Source organism: Promicromonospora vindobonensis (assembly GCF_042685865.1).
Lineage (GTDB): Bacteria > Actinomycetota > Actinomycetes > Actinomycetales > Cellulomonadaceae > Promicromonospora > Promicromonospora vindobonensis.
Genome location: NZ_JBHUOG010000002.1, coordinates 1,679,065 through 1,696,175 on the forward strand (window position 1 = coordinate 1,679,065; position 17,111 = coordinate 1,696,175).

Here is a 17,111-nt window from a genome sequence, read left to right on the forward strand (position 1 = left end):
GTGCTGGGTAGGTGTCGTCTCGACCCGTGCCGGACGACAGATACCCAGCGCTCAACGGGTGGTGCGTGGGAGGTGCTACGCGAGCGAGCTGACCCAGTTCTCCAGGAGGCGCGCGCCCGCGTCGCCCGACTTCTCCGGGTGGAACTGGGTGGCCGCCAAGGGTCCGTCCTCGACGGCCGCGACGAAGCGCCCGCCGTGGTCGGCCCAAGTGACCTTCGGCGGCGAGAAGACCCCCACCGCGTTCTCGTCGTACCCCTTGGTGAAGGTCTGCGCGGCGTACGAGTGCACGAAGTAGAACCGCTCGTCGGCGATCCCGTCGAAGAGGACCGAGCCTTCGGGCGCCTCGACCGGCGACCAGCCCATGTGCGGCACCACCTCGGCCTGCAGCCGCTCGACGACGCCGGGCCACTCGCCGATGCCGTCGGCTCGCTCACCGTGCTCCACGCCGGCGTCGAACATGACCTGCATGCCCACGCAGATGCCGAGCACCGGACGGTTGCCGGCCAGCCTGCGGCCGACCACCTCGTGCCCCCGGACGGCCTTGAGCCCCGCCATGCACGCGGCGAACGCGCCGACACCCGGCACCACGAGGCCGTCGGCCTCCTGCGCGGTGGCCCGGTCGGCGGTCAGCGTGACGTCGGCGCCCACCCGTTCCAGCGAGCGCACGGCGGACCGGACGTTGCCGAAGCCGTAGTCGAGGACGACGACCCTCGCGACCATCTCAGGCCCCGTCCGTGCTGTCCGGACCCGGCTCGCCCTTGCCCATGCCCTTGCGTGCCTTGCGCGCGGCGGACGTCAGCATCCGCACCGCCTTGAACTTGCTGATCGAGGTCGAGCCGACCACGCCGTCGAGGTCGGCCACGCTCGTGGCACCCGTCAGCAGGTCGACCACGTCCTCGGGAGCACCGCCCAGCACGAGGCCAGGGGCGAGCTCGTCGCCGCGGACGCCGTCGGCGAACCGGACCGCCGTCAGCTGCTCGCCCGTGCGGGTCACCAGGACGAGCGGGACACCCCGCACCAGCTGGGAGACAGCCGCAGCTGCCTCCTCGGGCGCGTCGCCCGAGAGGTCCTTGAGCACGCCGACCGCGCCGACGGCGGTGGGTACCGCGTCGAGGTCGAGCTGCGCGAGGGAGCTGGCGGCGGCGAGCGGTTCGGCGCCGGCGATCTGGGTGATGAGCGCGGCGAAGTCCGGCTCGCCGCTACCGGTCAGGGACGACAGGTCGTCCGGGATCTCGAGGTTGTCGAGATCGAAGTCGGGCAGGTCGTCGCCGGGCGGCGTGCTGCTGCTGGACCCGTCGTTCTCGGGCCTGGTGCTGTCGGACATGGCGGCTAGAGCGCACCCTTCGTGGACGGGATGCCGTCGACCCGGGGGTCTACGGCGACGGCGGCGCGCAGCGCACGCGCCAGCGCCTTGAACTGAGCTTCGACGATGTGGTGCGGGTCCCTGCCTGCGAGCACCCGCACGTGCAGGCAGATGCCCGCGTGGTGGGCGATCGACTCCAGGACGTGCCGCGTCAGCGAACCGGTGAAGTGGCCTCCGATGAGGTGGTACTCCTGGCCCGCCGGCTCGCCCTCGTGCACCAGGTACGGCCTGCCGGACACGTCGACGACCGCCTGGGCCAGCGCCTCGTCGAGCGGCACGAGCGCGTCGCCGAACCGGGAGATGCCCGCCTTGTCGCCGAGCGCCTGACGCAGTGCCTCGCCGATGCTGATGGCGACGTCCTCGACCGTGTGGTGGGCGTCGATGTGGGTGTCGCCGGTCGCCTGCACCCGCAGGTCGATCAGCGAGTGCTTGCCGAGCGCGGTGAGCATGTGGTCGTAGAACGGCACGCCCGTGCTGATCTCGGTCCGCCCCGTGCCGTCGAGATCCAGCTCGACCAGCACCTTCGACTCGGAGGTGGCGCGCTCGACGCGTGCTGTCCTGCTCATGCCTGTTCCTCTCCCTGCACCTGCAGGACCTCGGTGAGCGCCGCGCGGAACGCGGCCATCTCTGCGGACGTGCCGATCGACACCCGCAGCCAGCCGTCGGGGCCGGTCTCGCGGATCAGGACACCGCGGTCCAGGAGACCCTGCCATACCGCGTGCCGGTCGCCGAACGTGCCGAACAGCACGAAGTTGGCGTCCGTGTCGGCCACGTCGAACGGGAGACCGCCCGGGAGCCGCTGCTCGCGCAGCCAGGCGACGGTCGCGTCGCGCTCGGCCCGCAGCGTGGCGACCTGCGCCATGAGGGACTCGCGGTGGCGCAGCGCGGCGCCCGCCGCGGCCTGTGTGATGGCGCTCAGGTGGTAGGGGAGGCGCACGATCCGGAGCGCGTCCACGAAGTCGACGGACGCGGCCAGGTAGCCGACCCGGGCCCCGGCCGCTGCGAACGCCTTGGACATGGTGCGGGACACAGCGAGGTTCGGGTAGCGCGCCAGGAGCGCCACGGCCGACGGCGTACCAGGACGCCGGAACTCCGCGTACGCCTCGTCGACCACGACGACGGGGTGCGCCCCGTCGATGTCGACGCCGAGCGCTGCCTCGCAGACCGCCTCGACCGTCGCGGCAGGCAGCGCCGTCCCCGTCGGGTTGTTGGGGCTGGCCAGCAGGATCACCGACGGCCGCACCTCACGGATCGTCGCGGCGGCGTGGACGGGGTCGAGCGTGAAGTCGTCCTCGCGTCGACCGACCACCCAGGCCGTGTGCGTGTCGCGCGCGTACTCCGGGTACATCGAGTACGTGGGCGCGAACGACAGAGCCGTGCGGCCCGGGCCACCGAAGGCCTGCAGCACGTGCAGCATCACCTCGTTGGACCCGTTCGCCGCCCACACGTCGAGGTGCTCGAGGCGGACACCGGTCTCGACCTCGAGATAGTCGGCCAGGTCCCTGCGCAGGTCCGTCGCGTCCCGGTCCGGGTAGCGGTTCATCCCACGGGCGGCACGCGCCACCGCCTCTGCGATGGTCGCGACCACGTCGTCGCTGGGCGGGTACGGGTTCTCGTTGACGTTCAGCAGCACCGGTACGTCGAGCTGGGGCGCGCCATAGGGCTTCTCGTCCGCCAGCTCGGGGCGCAACGGCAGCAGCACCGAAGGCGCGGGTACCCGGTCCTTGGCGCTGTGCTGGTCGACGGCGTGGGTCATCACCGGACCAGTCTACGAACCGTGCGGCACCGACCCGGTGTGAGTCCGCCCACCGGGCGAGTGGGCATGATCACCGCACACCCAGCACGAACGGGTACACCGCGGCTGCACCGGCCTGGCGGAGCAGCCGGGCGGCGACCGTGAGCGTCCAGCCGGAGTCCGTGTAGTCGTCCACCAGCAGGACGGTGCGGCCCGGCAGCCCCCGGAGCGCGCCCTCCCCGAGCTGCAGCTGCAACCGACGCGTCACCCCGGCAAGTCGCATGGCGGAGTTCAGGTCGTGCCGGCCCGGCTCCTCCTGCCCCGCCGCCGGACCGATCGCGCCGATCATCGGTACGCCGAGGTACTTCGCCAGCCCGGTGGCCAGGTGGTACGACAGCTGCGGTCGCTTGATGGACCGCACCGCCACGACGGCCTCGATCACGAGCGGGCCGGGCTCCGCCGCACCGGTGGCGAGCTCACCGTCGTCGGGCTCGGGCGGCACGACGGGCGAGCGGAGCGCGCTCCACTCGTCCAGCACCCGCGCGGCGGCCCGGCGCAGCGGCACCGGAAGCTCACCGTCGCCCGCCGTCGGGGCGAGCAGGTCGCGCAGCGGTCCGGACCAGCCGAGTCCGTCGAGCCGGGCGACGGCCCGTCCCGGCTCGGCCAGCTCGGCCGGCGGGATCTTCCCCTTGAGGTCCAGACCGATGGATGCCAGGCCGGTCGGCCACATCTTGCGGGTCTCGACCTCGACACCCGGGCGGTCCATCTCGGCACGTGCCGCGGCGACCGCCTCGGCGTCGGGCGCCTCCGGGAGGTCCACCGCACCGCACCGGTCGCAGCGACCGCACTGCCAGCCCCGCGCGAGCTCCGGGTCGTCGAGCTGGGCACGCAGGTACGCCATGCGGCAGCCCTGGGTGCCGACGTAGTCCACCATCGCCTGCTGCTCCGCTGCACGGTTGGCGGCGACCCGGGCGTACCGCTCGGCGTCGTACGACCACGCCTGGCCCGTGGACTCCCAGCCACCGCGCACCCGCCGGACCGCCCCGTCGACGTCGAGCACCTTGAGCATGGTCTCCAGGCGGGACCTGCGCAGGTCCACCTGGGTCTCCAGCACCGCCGTCGACATGGTGCCGCCGTCGCGCAGCGCGTCGAGCGTTGCCCGCACCTGTCCCTCTGCCGGGAACGCCTGCTCGCCGAACCAGTCCCAGATCGCCTTGTCCTCGACACCCGGTAGCAGCACCACCAGCGCCTGGTCGACGCCACGGCCGGCACGGCCCACCTGCTGGTAGTACGCGATCGGCGAGGAGGGCGCGCCGAGGTGCACGACGAACGCCAGGTCCGGCTTGTCGAACCCCATGCCGAGCGCGGACGTCGCGACCAGCGCCTTGACCTCGTTGTTCTTGAGGTCGGCCTCCAGCTGCTCGCGCTGCGCGGGCTCGGTGCGGCCGGTGTAGGCGGCGACCCCCAGGCCGTAGCCGCGCAGCTGCTCGGCGACCTGCTCCGCGGCCGACACGGTCAGGCAGTAGACGATGCCTGAGCCCTCGATGTCCTGCAGGGCCTCCGCCAGCCACGCCACGCGCGTGGGCTGGTCGCCCAGCTCGAGCACGGCCAGGTGCAGCGACTCGCGGTCGAGCCCGCCGCGGAGCACCAGCACCTCCTCGTGGCTCGCGCCGTCGGCGTGCACGGCGAGCTGCTCTGCGACGTCCTGCGTGACGCGCTCGTTGGCGGTGGCCGTCGTGGCGAGCACGGGGATGCCGGTGGGCAGGTCGGCGAGGAGCGTGCGGATGCGCCGGTAGTCGGGCCGGAAGTCGTGGCCCCAGTCGGAGATGCAGTGCGCCTCGTCGATGACGACGAGCCCGGCGTCCGCGGCCAGGCGCGGGAGCACCTCGTCCCGGAAGCCCGGGTTGTTCAGGCGCTCCGGCGAGCACAGCAGCACGTCGACCTCACCGCGCGCTATCGACGCGTGCACCTCGTCCCACTCGGTCATGTTGGCCGAGTTGATGGTCACCGCGCGGATGCCCGCCCGCGAGGCCGCCGAGATCTGGTCGCGCATGAGTGCCAGCAGCGGCGACACGATCACGGTCGGCCCGGCGCCACGGGCACGCAAGAGCTTGGTCGCGACGAAGTAGACGGCGGACTTGCCCCACCCGGTGCGCTGCACCACGAGGGCCCGACGGCGGAACGCGGCCAGCGCCTCGATCGCCGTCCACTGGTCGTCGCGCAGCCGGGCGTCGTCGCGGCCGACCAGCTCGCGCAGCGCGGTCTCGGCCTCCTCGCGCAACGACGCGCCCGGCGAGGCGACGGTGACCGGCCGCGCGGCAGGCTCGGGCGCTGCCACCGGCGCGGCCGGCTCGGCGGGTGCGTCGGATGCCGGGTCCTGCGCGGGCGCGGGCTCAGGGGCCGGCGCTGCGGCGGCCGTCGCGGCCGCGGCGGCTGCCCCCTCGTCCAGCAGGCCACGCAGCATCTGGAGCTTGGCGGCCTGCGCCTCGGGCGTGTTCCGGGCGGAGGGCGGAGGCGCCGGATCGCCGACCTCGGTCAGGAACGCTGCGTCGTCCGGCGGCTCCTCCACGTTGAAGGGCAGATCTGCGAAGGGGTCCTTGGTCACGCCATCTACCCTAAGAGCCGCCACCGACACCGCGAGCGGGTTATCCACAGATTCGCGCCCGGGATCCATAGAATCACCGCCCGTGACCTCCACCACGAACGCGCCCGACCCGCAGGCGGACCAGGACGCGCGTCGCGCGGACTTCCTGGCCTATTACGACGCCGAGGCCGCTGACCGGGCCCGCCGGCCGATCCCGCCGTGGCGCACGGCCGCGCAGGAGGAGTTCCTCGCACTGCTCGCCGACGAGCGACGGCGCACCGTGCTGGAGATCGGCTGCGGACCGGGCCTCGACGGCGAGGCGATCGTCGCGGCGGGCTTCGAGTACACCGGGACCGACCTCTCCCCCGGGATGGTCGAGATGGCTCGGGCTGCGGGCCTGGACGCGCGGGTCGCGTCGGCGACCGCCCTCCCGTTCGACGACCACGCCTTCGACGCCGCGTGGTCCATGAGCACGCTCATGCACCTCGACGACGCGGAGCTGGATGCGGCGCTGACCGAGATCACGCGCGTGCTCGTGCCCGGAGGGCTGTTCGCCGTAGGGATGTGGGGAGCGCAGGAGCTGACCGTCGGCACTCTGTCCGAGCCCGACCAGGACTACGGGCCGCCGCGCTACTTCCACCGCCGCACCGACCCGATGGTCCACGAGCGCCTCGGTGAGCGCGGTGAGGTCGAGTCCTGGTGGACGCGGCCGAGCAGCCCTGGCAGCAGCCACCGCTACCAGTACGCCGTCGTGCGCACTCCCGGCGCGAGCGGCTGACCCGGCCGGCGTCGTCGTCCCAGCGAGCGGCGGCCGGTCAGACGCGCTGTCGGCCGATCAGCTCCAGCGCGCGCACCGCCGTGCCGACGCCGTCCTCTGCCCGCACCTGCTCGCCGATACGGCGCGCCGCGCCCGCCAGGTCAGGGTTGCCGACCAGCTGCGTGAGAGCGGCCGCGAGCGCCGCCGGTTCGAGCTTCTTCTGGGGCTGCGGCGCGGGCCCCACGCCGAGCCGGCGCACGAGCCGGCCCCAGAACGGCTGGTCGGCGACGAACGGGCAGACGAGCTGCGGCCGGCCTGCGGCGAACGCGACACCGGTGGTGCCTGCGCCACCGTGGTGCACCACAGCGGCCAAGTGCGGGAACAGGGAGCGGTAGTCGACGTCGGTCACCGCGAGCACGTCCTCCGGAAGGTCGCTGACATCCAGGCCGCCCCAGCCCGCGCCGACGACGAGCCGGCACCCGGCCCGCCGGACTGCCTCCAGCACCGTGCGGGTGGTCCGGGCGGGGTCCGCGCCGGCCATCGAGCCGAACCCGACGAAGACGGGCGGAGTCCCGTCCGCGATGAAGCGGCGCAGATCGTCGGGCAGGGGCGCCGGGTCGCCCGCCAGCTCCCAGTACCCGGTGGTGAGGGCCTCCGGTGGCCAGTCGGCGGGCCGTGGCAGCACCGCCGGGCTGTAGGCGTGCAGAACGGGGGCGTGCCCGCCGCCCGGCCGGCGCGTCGGGTCGTGCCGCCCGCCCCGGCGCGGCAGGTCAAGGGTGTCTCGGCGCCAGCGGTCGACACTGCCCCCGAACATCGCCGCTGTGCTCTTCATACCGGCGAACGTCGAGCGGTTCAGCGCGCGAGGCAACCGGGCCGGCAGCTCCATGCCCGGCCACGGGAACTCCCGCGTGGGGACGTACATCGGGATGGGGAGAGCGAGCACGGCAGGGACTCCCAGCGCCTCGGCGACGTGCTGCCCTGCGACGATCTGGCCGTTGTGGACCACGACGTCGGCCCCGGAGTCGCGCGCGACGGCCCAGGAGTCCTCCAGGACGCGCGTGAACATCGCCGGCATGGCGCGCATCAGCTTCAGCCGCGTACCGATCCCACCCTCGAGCAGCGCGCCGGAGTCCTCGCCGTCCAGCAGTGCCATGGGTCCGTCGTCGACCCCAGCGAAGGTGACGCCGTGCTCGGCGGCGAAGTCCGCGAACCGGTGGGGCGCGACCACGACGGCGTCGTGCCCTGCCGCCTGCAGGCCCTGGGCCAGCGCCAGGAAGGGCTGCACGTCGCCGCGCGTCCCCAGCGTCATGAGCAGTGCCTTCATCGCACGACCTCGGTGCGGGGGCGTGCGGTCATGTCGGGTCTCCTCGTCGGGTGGTCAGCCCGGTCGCGACGATGTCGGCGACCAGGTCGAACGTCGTGCGGTAGGTGGCGGGGTCGGCCAGGTACCGGGTGTTCAGCGGGATCAGCAGCACCGCCTGCAACGCCCCGACCGCGACGGCGGGGTCGGCGCCGACGACGTCGCCGCGTTCCTGGCGCTGCCGGACGTACTCGAGGAGCGCCGTGGACGGGTTGGTGTCCCCCATCGCCGCCAGGCGCTCCGGGTCGAGACGTGCCGCCACCGCAGCCATCTCCTCGGGGTGGGTCACCAGGCGCCGCCACAGCGGGTTGTTCTCCAGGACGTCCAGCGTCGTGTGCAGGAACCGGAGCAGCGCTTCGCGCACGTCGTCGGTCGACAGCAGCGCACGGTCGATGACCTGGGCCTTGACCTCGCCGGCCTCGTCCAGCATGAGCCGGAGATACAGGGCTTCCTTCGAGTCGAAGAACTGGTAGAACGTGCTCTTCACGATCCCGGCCGGAGCGACCAGCTCCTCCAGCGCCGTCTTGCGCAGGCCCTGCCTGGTGAACAGCTCCCGGCCCGCTGCGAGCAGCGTCCGGGTGATCCGGTCCCGCTCCGTGGTGGTGAACCCTCGTGGCACGGTGGGCCCCTCTCGACCAGAACATGAAAACACGGTGGATCTCTGTTTTCAAGCCTGCCGGGGTGCCCGACGGCGGGACGCCCGCGCGCTCCGCCGTCGGGCCGTGGCTACCGGCCCTGGAGCGCCCGCACGTTGTCGCCGAACGTCCAGCCGCGCGACCCGTCCCAGTTGATGGACCAGGTCATGAGGCCCTTGAGCGCCCCGCCGTACGACCCGTACGCCTGCGACACGAGCGACGGCACCATGTACCCGCCACCCGCGCCCTGCTGGGCAGGCAGCCCGGGCACCTGCTTCTCGTAGGGCACCCGGATCGTGGTGCCCTGGATGACGAGCCCTTCGTCGAGGCAGTCCGTCTGCGCCCGGAACCCCTCGACGGTGCCCGCCGCGTAGGAGTTGCCGGAGCAGTCGTACATGCTCCCGTTGTAGTACTGCATGTTGAGCCACCAGAGCCGGCCGTTGTCGGCGTACTTCTTGATGATGGGCAGGTAGGAGCCCCAGATCGAGCCGTAGACGACGCTGCCGCCGGTCACGTAGGCCGTCTCCGGTGCCATCGTCAGCCCGAACCCGTCCGGCATCCCGGCGAGCACCCCGTCGATGATCCGCACCAGGTTGGCCTGCGACGTCGACAGCTGCGTGATCGAGCCGCTGCCCGTCAGGCCCGTCTCGATGTCGATGTCGATCCCGTCGAAGTTGTACTCCCGCAGGATCGGCACGATCGTCTCCACGAACCGGTCCGCCACCGTCTGCGACGACAGGTCGATCCCCGCGGTGGCGCCGCCGATCGACATCAGGATCGTCAGGCCGCTCTCCTTCGCCGCGCACATCTCCTCCGGCGACGGCACCCGCACGCCGGAGTCCATGCCGTCCTCCCACAACACGGTGCCGTCCGACCGGATCACGGGGAACGCCAGCGTCGCCACGTTGTACCCGTGCTCGGTGATGCGCGAGTCCGTCACCGGGATCCAGCCCATCCCTGGATGCACGCCGTTGCTCGCGCCGTCCCAGTTCTCCCAGTAGCCCTGCAGCACCTTGCCCGACGGGCGCGGCCGCTGGCTGCAGTCGGTCGGCGTGGGCTCCGGATCAGGCGTGGGGTCAGTGGGGTCCGGGTCCGGCGTCGGGTCGGTGGGGTCCGGGTCAGGGTCGGTGGCGCACGCGCCGTCGTCGGTCCACAGGCTCGGCGTGGAGCCCGGCGCCCACCCAGCACCGACGTGCGCGGTGTGCCCCACGAGCGCGGTGTAGCCACGGCCGAGATGGGTCACGTGGTCGCCGGTGGCATAGGTGCTGCCCTCTGCCCACGTCGGTGCGGCGCAGTCGGCGGCAGCGGCCCGGGCCATCGGCCCGGTGTGCGCGACCACGGCGGGGACCGTCAGGCCGGTGACGAGCAGGGCGGCGACGCCTGCCGCAAGGATCGAGGTACGCCGTCTCATGGCCACTCCTTCGGGGACACGGGCATTTGTCAGGAAACCTAGCCAAATAGTGTGCGGCAGGGAATACGGGGAACCCACACCGGAGCCGGGCTGCAACGCGGGCGACGGCGCCGGGCGAGGCCCGCCCCGACCTAGACTCGCGACGTGATCCGACTCAACCCCGAGCAGCTCGTCTTCGTCACCGAGCGCCACCTCGCGACCCTCACCACCCTGCGTCCCGACGGATCCCCCCACGTGGTCCCCGTCGCGTTCACCTGGGACGCCGAGGCGGGCGTCGCGCGGATCACGACGAACCGCACGTCGTTCAAGGCCCGCAACGTCAACCCCCTGGCCGACGGCGGGGCTCCGCGCGCCGCGCTCTGCCAGGTAGCGGGCGGCCGCTGGATCACGCTCGAGGGCACCATCGCCGTCAGCACGGACGAGGCCGAGATCGCCGACGCCGTCGAGCGCTACGCGCGCCGCTACCGCCAGCTGGAGCCGAACCCGGAGCGCGTGGTCCTGCGCGTGACGGTCGACAAGGTGATGGCCTCGACCTACATGGCGTCCTGATCACGCCCCGGCCCGGCCCGGCTGGGGTGGGGTGGGGTGGGTCAGCCGACCTGGGCCGATTCCTCGCCCGCCGGGACCGCGACGCTCACCACGTCGCCGCGCACGAGCTGGCGGCCACGGCGATGCTCGACCTCGCCGTTGACGCGCACCTCGCCGTCTGCGATGAGGTCGCGCGCCTGCGCGCCGTCCTCTGCGAGATCGGCGAGCTTGAGGAACTGGCCAAGGCGGATCACGTCGTCACGGATCGGGACCTCGGGAACGGAGTCGGATTCGAAGGCAGAGTTGGACACCACACCATTGTCTCCCGCCTGCCGCCATAGACTGGCAAGGTGATCCAACGCATCGACCTGCGCGGCCAGTCCCTCGGGCGCCGCGCCCTCCTCGACGTCCTGCCCCGTGCCGAGGTCGGAGTGGACGAGGCCGTCCATGTGGTCGAGCCGCTCCTCCGCCAGGTCCGTGAGGGCGGTGCGGCCGCGCTGCGCGAGATCGCGCTGCGGTTCGACGGGGTGGCGCCCGAGCACCTGCGGGTGCCCGCCGATGCGCTGGCCGACGCCCTCGGCAGCCTCACGCCTCTGGTGCGCCGGGGCCTCGAGGAGTCCATCCGCCGGGTCCGCCGGGTGCACGCGGAGCAGCTTCCGGCCGACCACGTGACCGACCTCGCGCCCGGCGCCGTCGTGCGGCAGCGCTGGATCCCCGTCCAGCGCGTCGGCCTGTACGCGCCTGGCGGGCTGGCGGTGTACCCGTCGTCGGTCGTGATGAACGTCGTCGCCGCGCAGGAGGCCGGTGTGCCGGGCCTCGCCGTGGCGTCCCCGCCGCAGAAGGACAACGGCGGCCTGCCGCACCCGACCATCCTCGCGGCGTGCGCGCTGCTCGGCGTGGACGAGGTCTACGCGGTGGGCGGCGCGCAGGCCGTGGCGATGTTCGCCTACGGGGCAGCGGGCACCGAGCCGCAGGACGGCGAAACGCTGTGCGAGCCCGTCGACGTCATCACCGGTCCAGGCAACGTGTACGTCGCCGCGGCGAAGCGGCTGGTGCGGGGCATCGTCGGGATCGACGCGGAGGCCGGGCCCACCGAGATCGCCGTCCTCGCCGACGCCACCGCCGACCCCGGACACGTGGCTCTCGACCTGATCAGCCAGGCCGAGCACGACCCGATGGCGGCGTCCGTGCTGGTCACCGACTCGGCAGAGCTGGCGGCAGCGGTCGAGGCCCGGGTCAAGGACCTGGCGTCCGCCACCAAGCACTCCACCCGCGTGGCGCGCGCCCTGGACGGGCCGCAGTCCGCGATCGTCCTGGTGGACGACGTCGACGCAGGCGTGGCGGTCGTCAACGCCTACGGAGCTGAGCACCTCGAGGTCCAGACGGCCGACGCCGCCAGGGTCGCCTCACGCGTGCACAGCGCGGGCGCGATCTTCGTCGGGCCGTGGTCGCCGGTGTCGCTGGGCGACTACATGGCCGGGTCCAACCACGTGCTGCCGACAGGTGGCACCGCCCACTTCGCCAGCGGCCTCGGCGTACACAGCTTCCTGAAGTCGGTGCAGCAGGTCGAGTACACGCGGGACGCCCTCGAGGAGCTCGCCGACCGCATCGTCGCCGTCGCCAACGACGAGGACCTGCCCGCGCACGGCGAGGCCGTGCGGGGCAGGTTCCACTAGCCACTCAGGGGGTGGGGCGCGGGGCGCGCAGGTGAGCCCGCTGGGCCAGCTCCTGCGCGTCCACCAGCTCGAGCATGGGCTTGCCCGGCGCACACATCATGGTCACGACGAACTCGGTCCTCGCGTCGGTCAGCGCGTTGCCGTCCTGGTAGTGGATCAGGTCGCCGCCCGGCTCCCAGAACGTCCCGCCCGCCTCGACGACACGCTCGGGCTCACCCTCCAGCTCGAACCGGACCGCGCCCTCGATGACGTACCCGAAGGCCGGCCCGGAGTGGCGGTGCGGTGGAGTCCCGGGGTCGCCGGGCTCCCACTCGACGTGGACCGTCATCGCCGACGCGCCGTCAGGGACGGTGATCGGCGAGGCGTCCTGCAGCATCGTGGCCGCCGTCTTCCAGCCCTCCGGCCCCGTGTGCTCGCCGGCCCCGTGCGGGTGTGCGGCCTGGCTCTCTGAGACTGTCATGTGCTGCGCCTTCCGTAGATGCCTGTTGCCAGTGATGACCAGGGACTCCACGGATCTGTGACAAGCATGACCGTCGACCGGGTGAATCCTGTGCGGAATCATTGACACAGCCTCGTGACCTGCGAAGGAATAGCGAGCACCTGCTCGAGCTCGTTCCATCGCTGCCGTATCGAGGGAGCCGTAGATGTCTCACCGGTCCAGAACGTCCATGCTCGTCATAGCGGCCGTCACGGCATTAGCGGCAGTAGCCGCGCCGGCGGCCGTCGCGGTGCCTGCCGCCCCACCTGCGGCGGACAAGGTCGATCCGCGGGACGCCCTCGCCGAGAACCTCGTGCCGGCCGAGACCACGCCACAGGCCGGCGTCGAGCGCACGCCGGCCATGCAGAAGCTGGCCCTCGGACGCGGGAAGGCGGAACGGACCTACCTGATCCGGCTGTCCGACGCAGCCGTGCCCACCTACGACGGCGGCGTCAACGGCCTGGACGCGACGGCGCCCCGGTCCGGCCGGACGCTGAACCCGTCGGCGCCGCGCGTCCGTGAGTACACCGAGTTCCTCGAGGCGGAGCAGGGCGACTTCGTCACCCGCATGGAGCGCACGGTCGGGCACGACGTCGAGGTGCCGTTCACGTACCAGTACGCCGTCAACGGCGTCTCCGCCGTCCTCACCCCCCAGGAGGCCGCGGAGATCGCCAAGGACCCGGCCGTCGAGCACATCGCCCTGGACCGCGAGCACGAGCTGCACACCGACGCAGGCCCGGCCTGGAGCAACGCGGACGCGCTGTGGAACGCCGTCGAGGAGCTGGGCCTGCCGGAGGACTACCAGGGCGAGGGTGTCGTCATCGGCACCATCGACACCGGTATCCACCCGAGCAGCCCGTCGTTCGCCGAGACCGGCGACGACGGCTACACGCACACCAACCCGCTCGGCGCCGGCAACTACCTCGGCGCGTGCGACCCGGCGAACACCGACCAGTTCGACCCGGACTTCCCGTGCAACGGCAAGCTCATCGGGGCCTACGGGTTCCTGACCGCCGACGACCGCAGTGCCCTGGACGAGGACGGGCACGGCTCGCACACCGCGTCCACGTCCGGCGGCAACGTCGTCGACGACGTGACGCCCACCGCCCCGGAGGGTACGAACCCGCCGACGTTCGACATCTCGGGTGTGGCCCCGCACGCCAACGTGATCAGCTACCGCGGCTGCTGCACCACCGCTGGCCTGACCGCCTCGATCGACCAGGCCATCGCCGACGGCGTCGACGTCATCAACTACTCGATCGGCTCGTCGTCGCCGTCGGACCTGTGGAACGACTTCGACGCGCTCGGGTTCCTCAACGCGCGCGCGGCCGGCATCTTCGTGGCGACCTCGAACGGCAACGACGGCCCGGGCTTCGCCACCACCGGCTCCCCCGCTGACGCGCCGTGGATCACGTCGGTCGGCGCCTCGACGCACAACCGGCACGCCGTGAACTCCCTCACGAACCTGACCAGCGACGCCGCCGACCTCGGCGACCTCACCGGGAAGTCCCTGACCGGACCCCTGCCGGCCACCGGGATCGTCGACGCGGGCGCCGTGGGCGACCCGCAGTGCACCACGACGACGGGCCACGAGGCGGACTACGCCGACAAGATCGTGGTCTGCGCCCGTGGCGGCAACGGCCGCGTGGAGAAGTCGGCCAACGTGGCGGCGCAGGGCGCCGTCGGCTTCGTGCTGACGAACGACGAGACCAACGGCGGCTCCCTGCTCGGTGACGCGTTCGCCGTCCCCGGCGTCGCCATCAGCTACGCCGACGGCGAGACGCTGCGGGCCTGGCTGGCCGAGAGCTCCGGGCACACCGCAGCGATCTCCGGCACCACGTTCACGCAGGACGACGCCCTCGGCGACACGATGTCCAGCTTCTCGTCGCGCGGCCCCAACCGGGCCGTCGACACGATCGTGCCGTCCATCACCGCCCCCGGCGTCGACATCCTCGCCGCGCACGGCGTGGCCGACGGCGCGTACGACCACGTCGAGTACGGCATCATCTCGGGCACCTCGATGTCGAGCCCGCACGTGGCCGGCGCCGGCGCCCTGCTCACGCAGGCCCGTCCCGACTGGTCCCCGGCGCAGCAGCAGTCGGCACTCATGACCACGGCGCGCACCAGCGTGGTGGACTTCGACGGCTCCCCCGCCACCCCGTACGAGCAGGGCAGCGGCCACATGGACATCGGGCTCGCCGCGCAGGCAGGTCTGCTGTTCGACGAGACCCACGCGAACTACCTGGCCGCCGACCCGGAGGCGGGCGGCGACCCCAAGACGCTCAACCTGCCGTCCTTCGCGGACAGCCAGTGCCTGGCGACGTGCTCGTGGGAGCGCACCGCACAGGTCCCGCCGTCCGCACCCGCCGACGTCACCTGGACCGCGTCGGTGGACTCCGACGAGGGCCTGACGGTGTCGGTGGACCTGGCCGAGGGCGCCGTGTCGCCGGGCGACTCGCTCGACCTCGCCGTCTCCGCCGACGTCGTGGGTGCTCCTGAGGGCGAGACGCTGTACGGGCGCATCACGCTCACCCCGAGCAACCCGGACGTTCCCGTCGTGACCCTGCCGGTCGCCGTCGTCCCGGCCGTCGCGATCCTGCCCGCCGAGGTGGACATCACCACCCGTCGCGACGCCGGCTCGCAGGCCGTGACCGACATCAGCTCCATCGAGGTCACCGACTTCACCGGATCGGTCCGCGGCCTGGTCGAGGCGGACCTCCACGAGGGCTCGCTCCGCCAGGACCCGACCAACGACACGCCGTACGACGACCTGAGCCAGGTCGACGTCACCACGCTGGAGGTGCCCGACGGCGCCGCGCGGCTCGTGGCGGAGGTCACCGAGGCGGAGGCGCCGGACCTCGACATGTTCGTGGGTACCGGGGACACGCCGAGCGAGGCGACCCTGGTGTGCGCCTCCACCACGTCGTCGTCGGCCGAGGCCTGCGACGTCCCCGACCCGGACGCCGGGACCTGGTGGGTGCTGATCCAGAACTGGGGCGGCAGCGAGGACCAGCCGGACGAGCACGTGGTGGCGACCGCCGTCGTCCCGGGCGAGGACCTCGGCAACGCGGGCGTCGCCGGGCCTGAGGGCCCTGTACCCGCCGGCGAGCCGTACGACGTGCGCGTGCACTGGGACCTGCCCGACGCCGCAGAGGGTGACCTGTACTTCGGCACCGCGGTGCTCGGCACCTCGCCGGACAGCCCTGGCGACATCGGGGAGATCCCGGTCCGCCTGTCCCGCGTGGCCGACGACGTGACCAAGACCGCGTCGACGGACTCCGCGGGCGTCGGCGACACCATCGGGTACGACATCACCGTCGCGCCCAACGTGACGCCGGAGGACCTCACCTACACCGTCACCGACTCGGTGCCCGACGGGCTGAGCATCGACCCGGAGTCGGTGACCGGCGGCGGCGTGGTCGACGGCCAGACCATCACGTGGGAGGTCGACCTGCCCACCTCGGTGGGCGTGGCGGGGGCCTACGAGGCGTCCACGCCGGAGACGGACCCGCAGTGCGCGGCGTGGTCCGGGTTCGACGACCTGGCCACGGCCGGCGAGAACGGCAGCCCCATCCCGTTCAGCCCGCTCGACGGCGACAGCGCGGCGGTCAACACCTTCGCGAACATCGGCCCGTTCCCGCACTACGACGAGCAGTCGCCGCACCTCACGGTCTCCGAGGACGGCCTGATCACCGTCGCCGGTGGCTACACCGGCAGCCCCTGGGAGCCCCAGGAGATCCCGGCCACCGCCGGGCCGAACGGCGTCATCGCGCCGCTGTGGTCCGACCTGGAGCTCTCGCTGGCCAACGACCGGGGCGTGCGGCTGGCCTCTTCCGGTGGCCAGGTCGTCGTGGCCCAGTGGGACGACCCGTTCCCGTACGGCGGTGACCCGGCCGACCTGTCCAACTCCGTGGGCACGTTCCAGACCTGGATCTACAACTCGGTGTCGGACGACCGGCCGGAGATCACGTTCGAGTACGGCTCCGTCGGTACCCTGCCTGCGTCTGCCACCATCGGGATCGAGAACCTCGCGGGCACGCTCGGCACGGCCGTGGTGAACGCAGGCGACCCGACCGAGGCTCTGGCCGACGGCGGCAGCATCTGCCTCGACTACGTGGGGGCCGACGTCGACCCGGTCGAGCTCTCGTACGAGGTCACGGTGGATCAGGACGCCACCACCGGCACGTACACCAACTCGGCCGAGCACATCACGTCCGACCCGTACGCGGCGCCCGTCGTCGTGTCGGCCGACGTCACCGTGACCGGAGTGGCAGCGCCCGCCTGGGAGGCGCGCGCCACCTACCGCGCCGGTGACTCGGTCTCGTACGACGGCGCGGTCTTCGTTGCCCAGTGGTGGAGCAAGGGCGATCGCCCGGGCGCCTCGCCGTGGGGCCCGTGGGCCGAGGTCGGCGCCGAGGTCGTCTGCGAGTCGGACACCTACCAGGCCTGGACCAGCTCGTGGATCTACACGGGTGGCGAGACGGTAGCGCACGACGGCCGGCTCTGGGAGGCGCAGTGGTGGACCCGCAACCAGGAGCCGGGAGCCCCGTGGGGCCCGTGGCAGGACGCGGGCGCCTGCTGACC

Annotated in this window: 14 protein-coding genes; 4 read left to right on the forward strand and 10 right to left on the reverse strand. The window is 72.6% G+C overall.

Translation table 11 applies throughout. The features are described from left to right. Positions 1-75: 75 nt before the first annotated feature. The 5 genes from hisH to ACFS27_RS20815 form a co-directional block, all read right to left on the reverse strand. Positions 76-720: an imidazole glycerol phosphate synthase subunit HisH gene (hisH, locus tag ACFS27_RS20795; protein WP_377186856.1), complete on the reverse strand. Its 645-nt coding sequence runs from the start codon at positions 718-720 to the stop codon at positions 76-78. 1 nt (position 721) lies between these two features. Beyond that, entirely contained in the window at positions 722-1,324 is a 603-nt protein-coding gene (locus tag ACFS27_RS20800) for a hypothetical protein (RefSeq protein ID WP_377186859.1), read from the reverse strand. Positions 1,325-1,329: 5 nt separating this feature from the next. Then, entirely contained in the window at positions 1,330-1,929 is a 600-nt protein-coding gene (hisB, locus tag ACFS27_RS20805; protein WP_377186862.1) for an imidazoleglycerol-phosphate dehydratase HisB, read from the reverse strand. After that, positions 1,926-3,119 carry a histidinol-phosphate transaminase gene (locus ACFS27_RS20810; RefSeq protein ID WP_377191108.1) on the reverse strand — a complete coding sequence of 398 codons (1,194 nt, stop codon included), beginning with the start codon at positions 3,117-3,119 and terminating at the stop codon, positions 1,926-1,928. Before ACFS27_RS20810 ends, hisB begins: the two co-directional genes overlap by 4 nt. A gap of 70 nt (positions 3,120-3,189) precedes the next feature. Then, positions 3,190-5,703 (reverse strand): RecQ family ATP-dependent DNA helicase, encoded by a 2,514-nt coding sequence (locus tag ACFS27_RS20815; protein ID WP_377186865.1) that lies wholly within the window; start codon positions 5,701-5,703, stop codon positions 3,190-3,192. Positions 5,704-5,785: 82 nt separating this feature from the next. Between ACFS27_RS20815 and ACFS27_RS20820 the strand changes: the two genes are divergently transcribed. Continuing rightward, the gene (locus ACFS27_RS20820) at positions 5,786-6,460 is read left to right on the forward strand and encodes a class I SAM-dependent methyltransferase (protein ID WP_377186868.1); all 675 of its coding nucleotides are present in this window, start codon (positions 5,786-5,788) and stop codon (positions 6,458-6,460) included. Positions 6,461-6,497: 37 nt separating this feature from the next. Here ACFS27_RS20820 and ACFS27_RS20825 read toward each other — a convergent pair whose 3' ends face one another. The 3 genes from ACFS27_RS20825 to ACFS27_RS20835 form a co-directional block, all read right to left on the reverse strand. Then, positions 6,498-7,763 carry a glycosyltransferase gene (locus ACFS27_RS20825; protein WP_377186871.1) on the reverse strand — a complete coding sequence of 422 codons (1,266 nt, stop codon included), beginning with the start codon at positions 7,761-7,763 and terminating at the stop codon, positions 6,498-6,500. Between the two features lie 28 nt (positions 7,764-7,791). Then, a complete protein-coding gene (locus ACFS27_RS20830) occupies positions 7,792-8,418 on the reverse strand; it encodes a TetR/AcrR family transcriptional regulator (protein ID WP_377186874.1) in 627 nt (208 codons plus the stop codon). Positions 8,419-8,525: 107 nt separating this feature from the next. Then, entirely contained in the window at positions 8,526-9,845 is a 1,320-nt protein-coding gene (locus ACFS27_RS20835) for a carbohydrate-binding protein (RefSeq protein WP_377186877.1), read from the reverse strand. Between the two features lie 144 nt (positions 9,846-9,989). Here ACFS27_RS20835 and ACFS27_RS20840 point away from each other — a divergent pair, with 144 nt between their 5' ends. Next, on the forward strand, positions 9,990-10,394 hold the full coding sequence (locus ACFS27_RS20840; RefSeq protein ID WP_377186880.1) for a pyridoxamine 5'-phosphate oxidase family protein: 405 nt from the start codon (positions 9,990-9,992) through the stop codon (positions 10,392-10,394). A gap of 41 nt (positions 10,395-10,435) precedes the next feature. Here the strand turns inward: ACFS27_RS20840 and ACFS27_RS20845 are convergent, their stop codons facing one another. After that, positions 10,436-10,684, reverse strand: coding sequence for an RNA-binding S4 domain-containing protein (locus ACFS27_RS20845; protein ID WP_377186883.1), 249 nt, complete (start codon positions 10,682-10,684; stop codon positions 10,436-10,438). 39 nt (positions 10,685-10,723) lie between these two features. Between ACFS27_RS20845 and hisD the strand changes: the two genes are divergently transcribed. Continuing rightward, positions 10,724-12,049 carry a histidinol dehydrogenase gene (hisD, locus tag ACFS27_RS20850; RefSeq protein ID WP_377186886.1) on the forward strand — a complete coding sequence of 442 codons (1,326 nt, stop codon included), beginning with the start codon at positions 10,724-10,726 and terminating at the stop codon, positions 12,047-12,049. A 4-nt stretch (positions 12,050-12,053) separates the two neighbouring features. On the opposite strand, the gene ACFS27_RS20855 is transcribed toward hisD, so the two are convergent. Further along, positions 12,054-12,509, reverse strand: a complete 456-nt coding sequence (locus ACFS27_RS20855; RefSeq protein WP_377186889.1) for a cupin domain-containing protein — start codon at positions 12,507-12,509, stop codon at positions 12,054-12,056. Between the two features lie 208 nt (positions 12,510-12,717). On the opposite strand from ACFS27_RS20855, the gene ACFS27_RS20860 reads away from it, so the two are divergent. Continuing rightward, positions 12,718-17,109, forward strand: coding sequence for a S8 family serine peptidase (locus ACFS27_RS20860; RefSeq protein ID WP_377186892.1), 4,392 nt, complete (start codon positions 12,718-12,720; stop codon positions 17,107-17,109). Positions 17,110-17,111 lie beyond the last annotated feature (2 nt).

Excerpts from the sequence above, each read along its gene's own strand:
- hisH (WP_377186856.1), bottom strand. The coding sequence starts at position 720 with ATGGTCGCGAGGGTCGTCGTCCTCGACTACGGCTTCGGCAACGTCCGG.
- ACFS27_RS20800 (WP_377186859.1), bottom strand. The coding sequence starts at position 1,324 with ATGTCCGACAGCACCAGGCCCGAGAACGACGGGTCCAGCAGCAGCACG.
- hisB (WP_377186862.1), bottom strand. The coding sequence starts at position 1,929 with ATGAGCAGGACAGCACGCGTCGAGCGCGCCACCTCCGAGTCGAAGGTG.
- ACFS27_RS20810 (WP_377191108.1), bottom strand. The coding sequence starts at position 3,119 with ATGACCCACGCCGTCGACCAGCACAGCGCCAAGGACCGGGTACCCGCG.
- ACFS27_RS20825 (WP_377186871.1), bottom strand. The coding sequence starts at position 7,763 with ATGAAGGCACTGCTCATGACGCTGGGGACGCGCGGCGACGTGCAGCCC.
- ACFS27_RS20835 (WP_377186877.1), bottom strand. The coding sequence starts at position 9,845 with ATGAGACGGCGTACCTCGATCCTTGCGGCAGGCGTCGCCGCCCTGCTC.
- ACFS27_RS20855 (WP_377186889.1), bottom strand. The coding sequence starts at position 12,509 with ATGACAGTCTCAGAGAGCCAGGCCGCACACCCGCACGGGGCCGGCGAG.
- ACFS27_RS20860 (WP_377186892.1), top strand. The coding sequence starts at position 12,718 with ATGCTCGTCATAGCGGCCGTCACGGCATTAGCGGCAGTAGCCGCGCCG.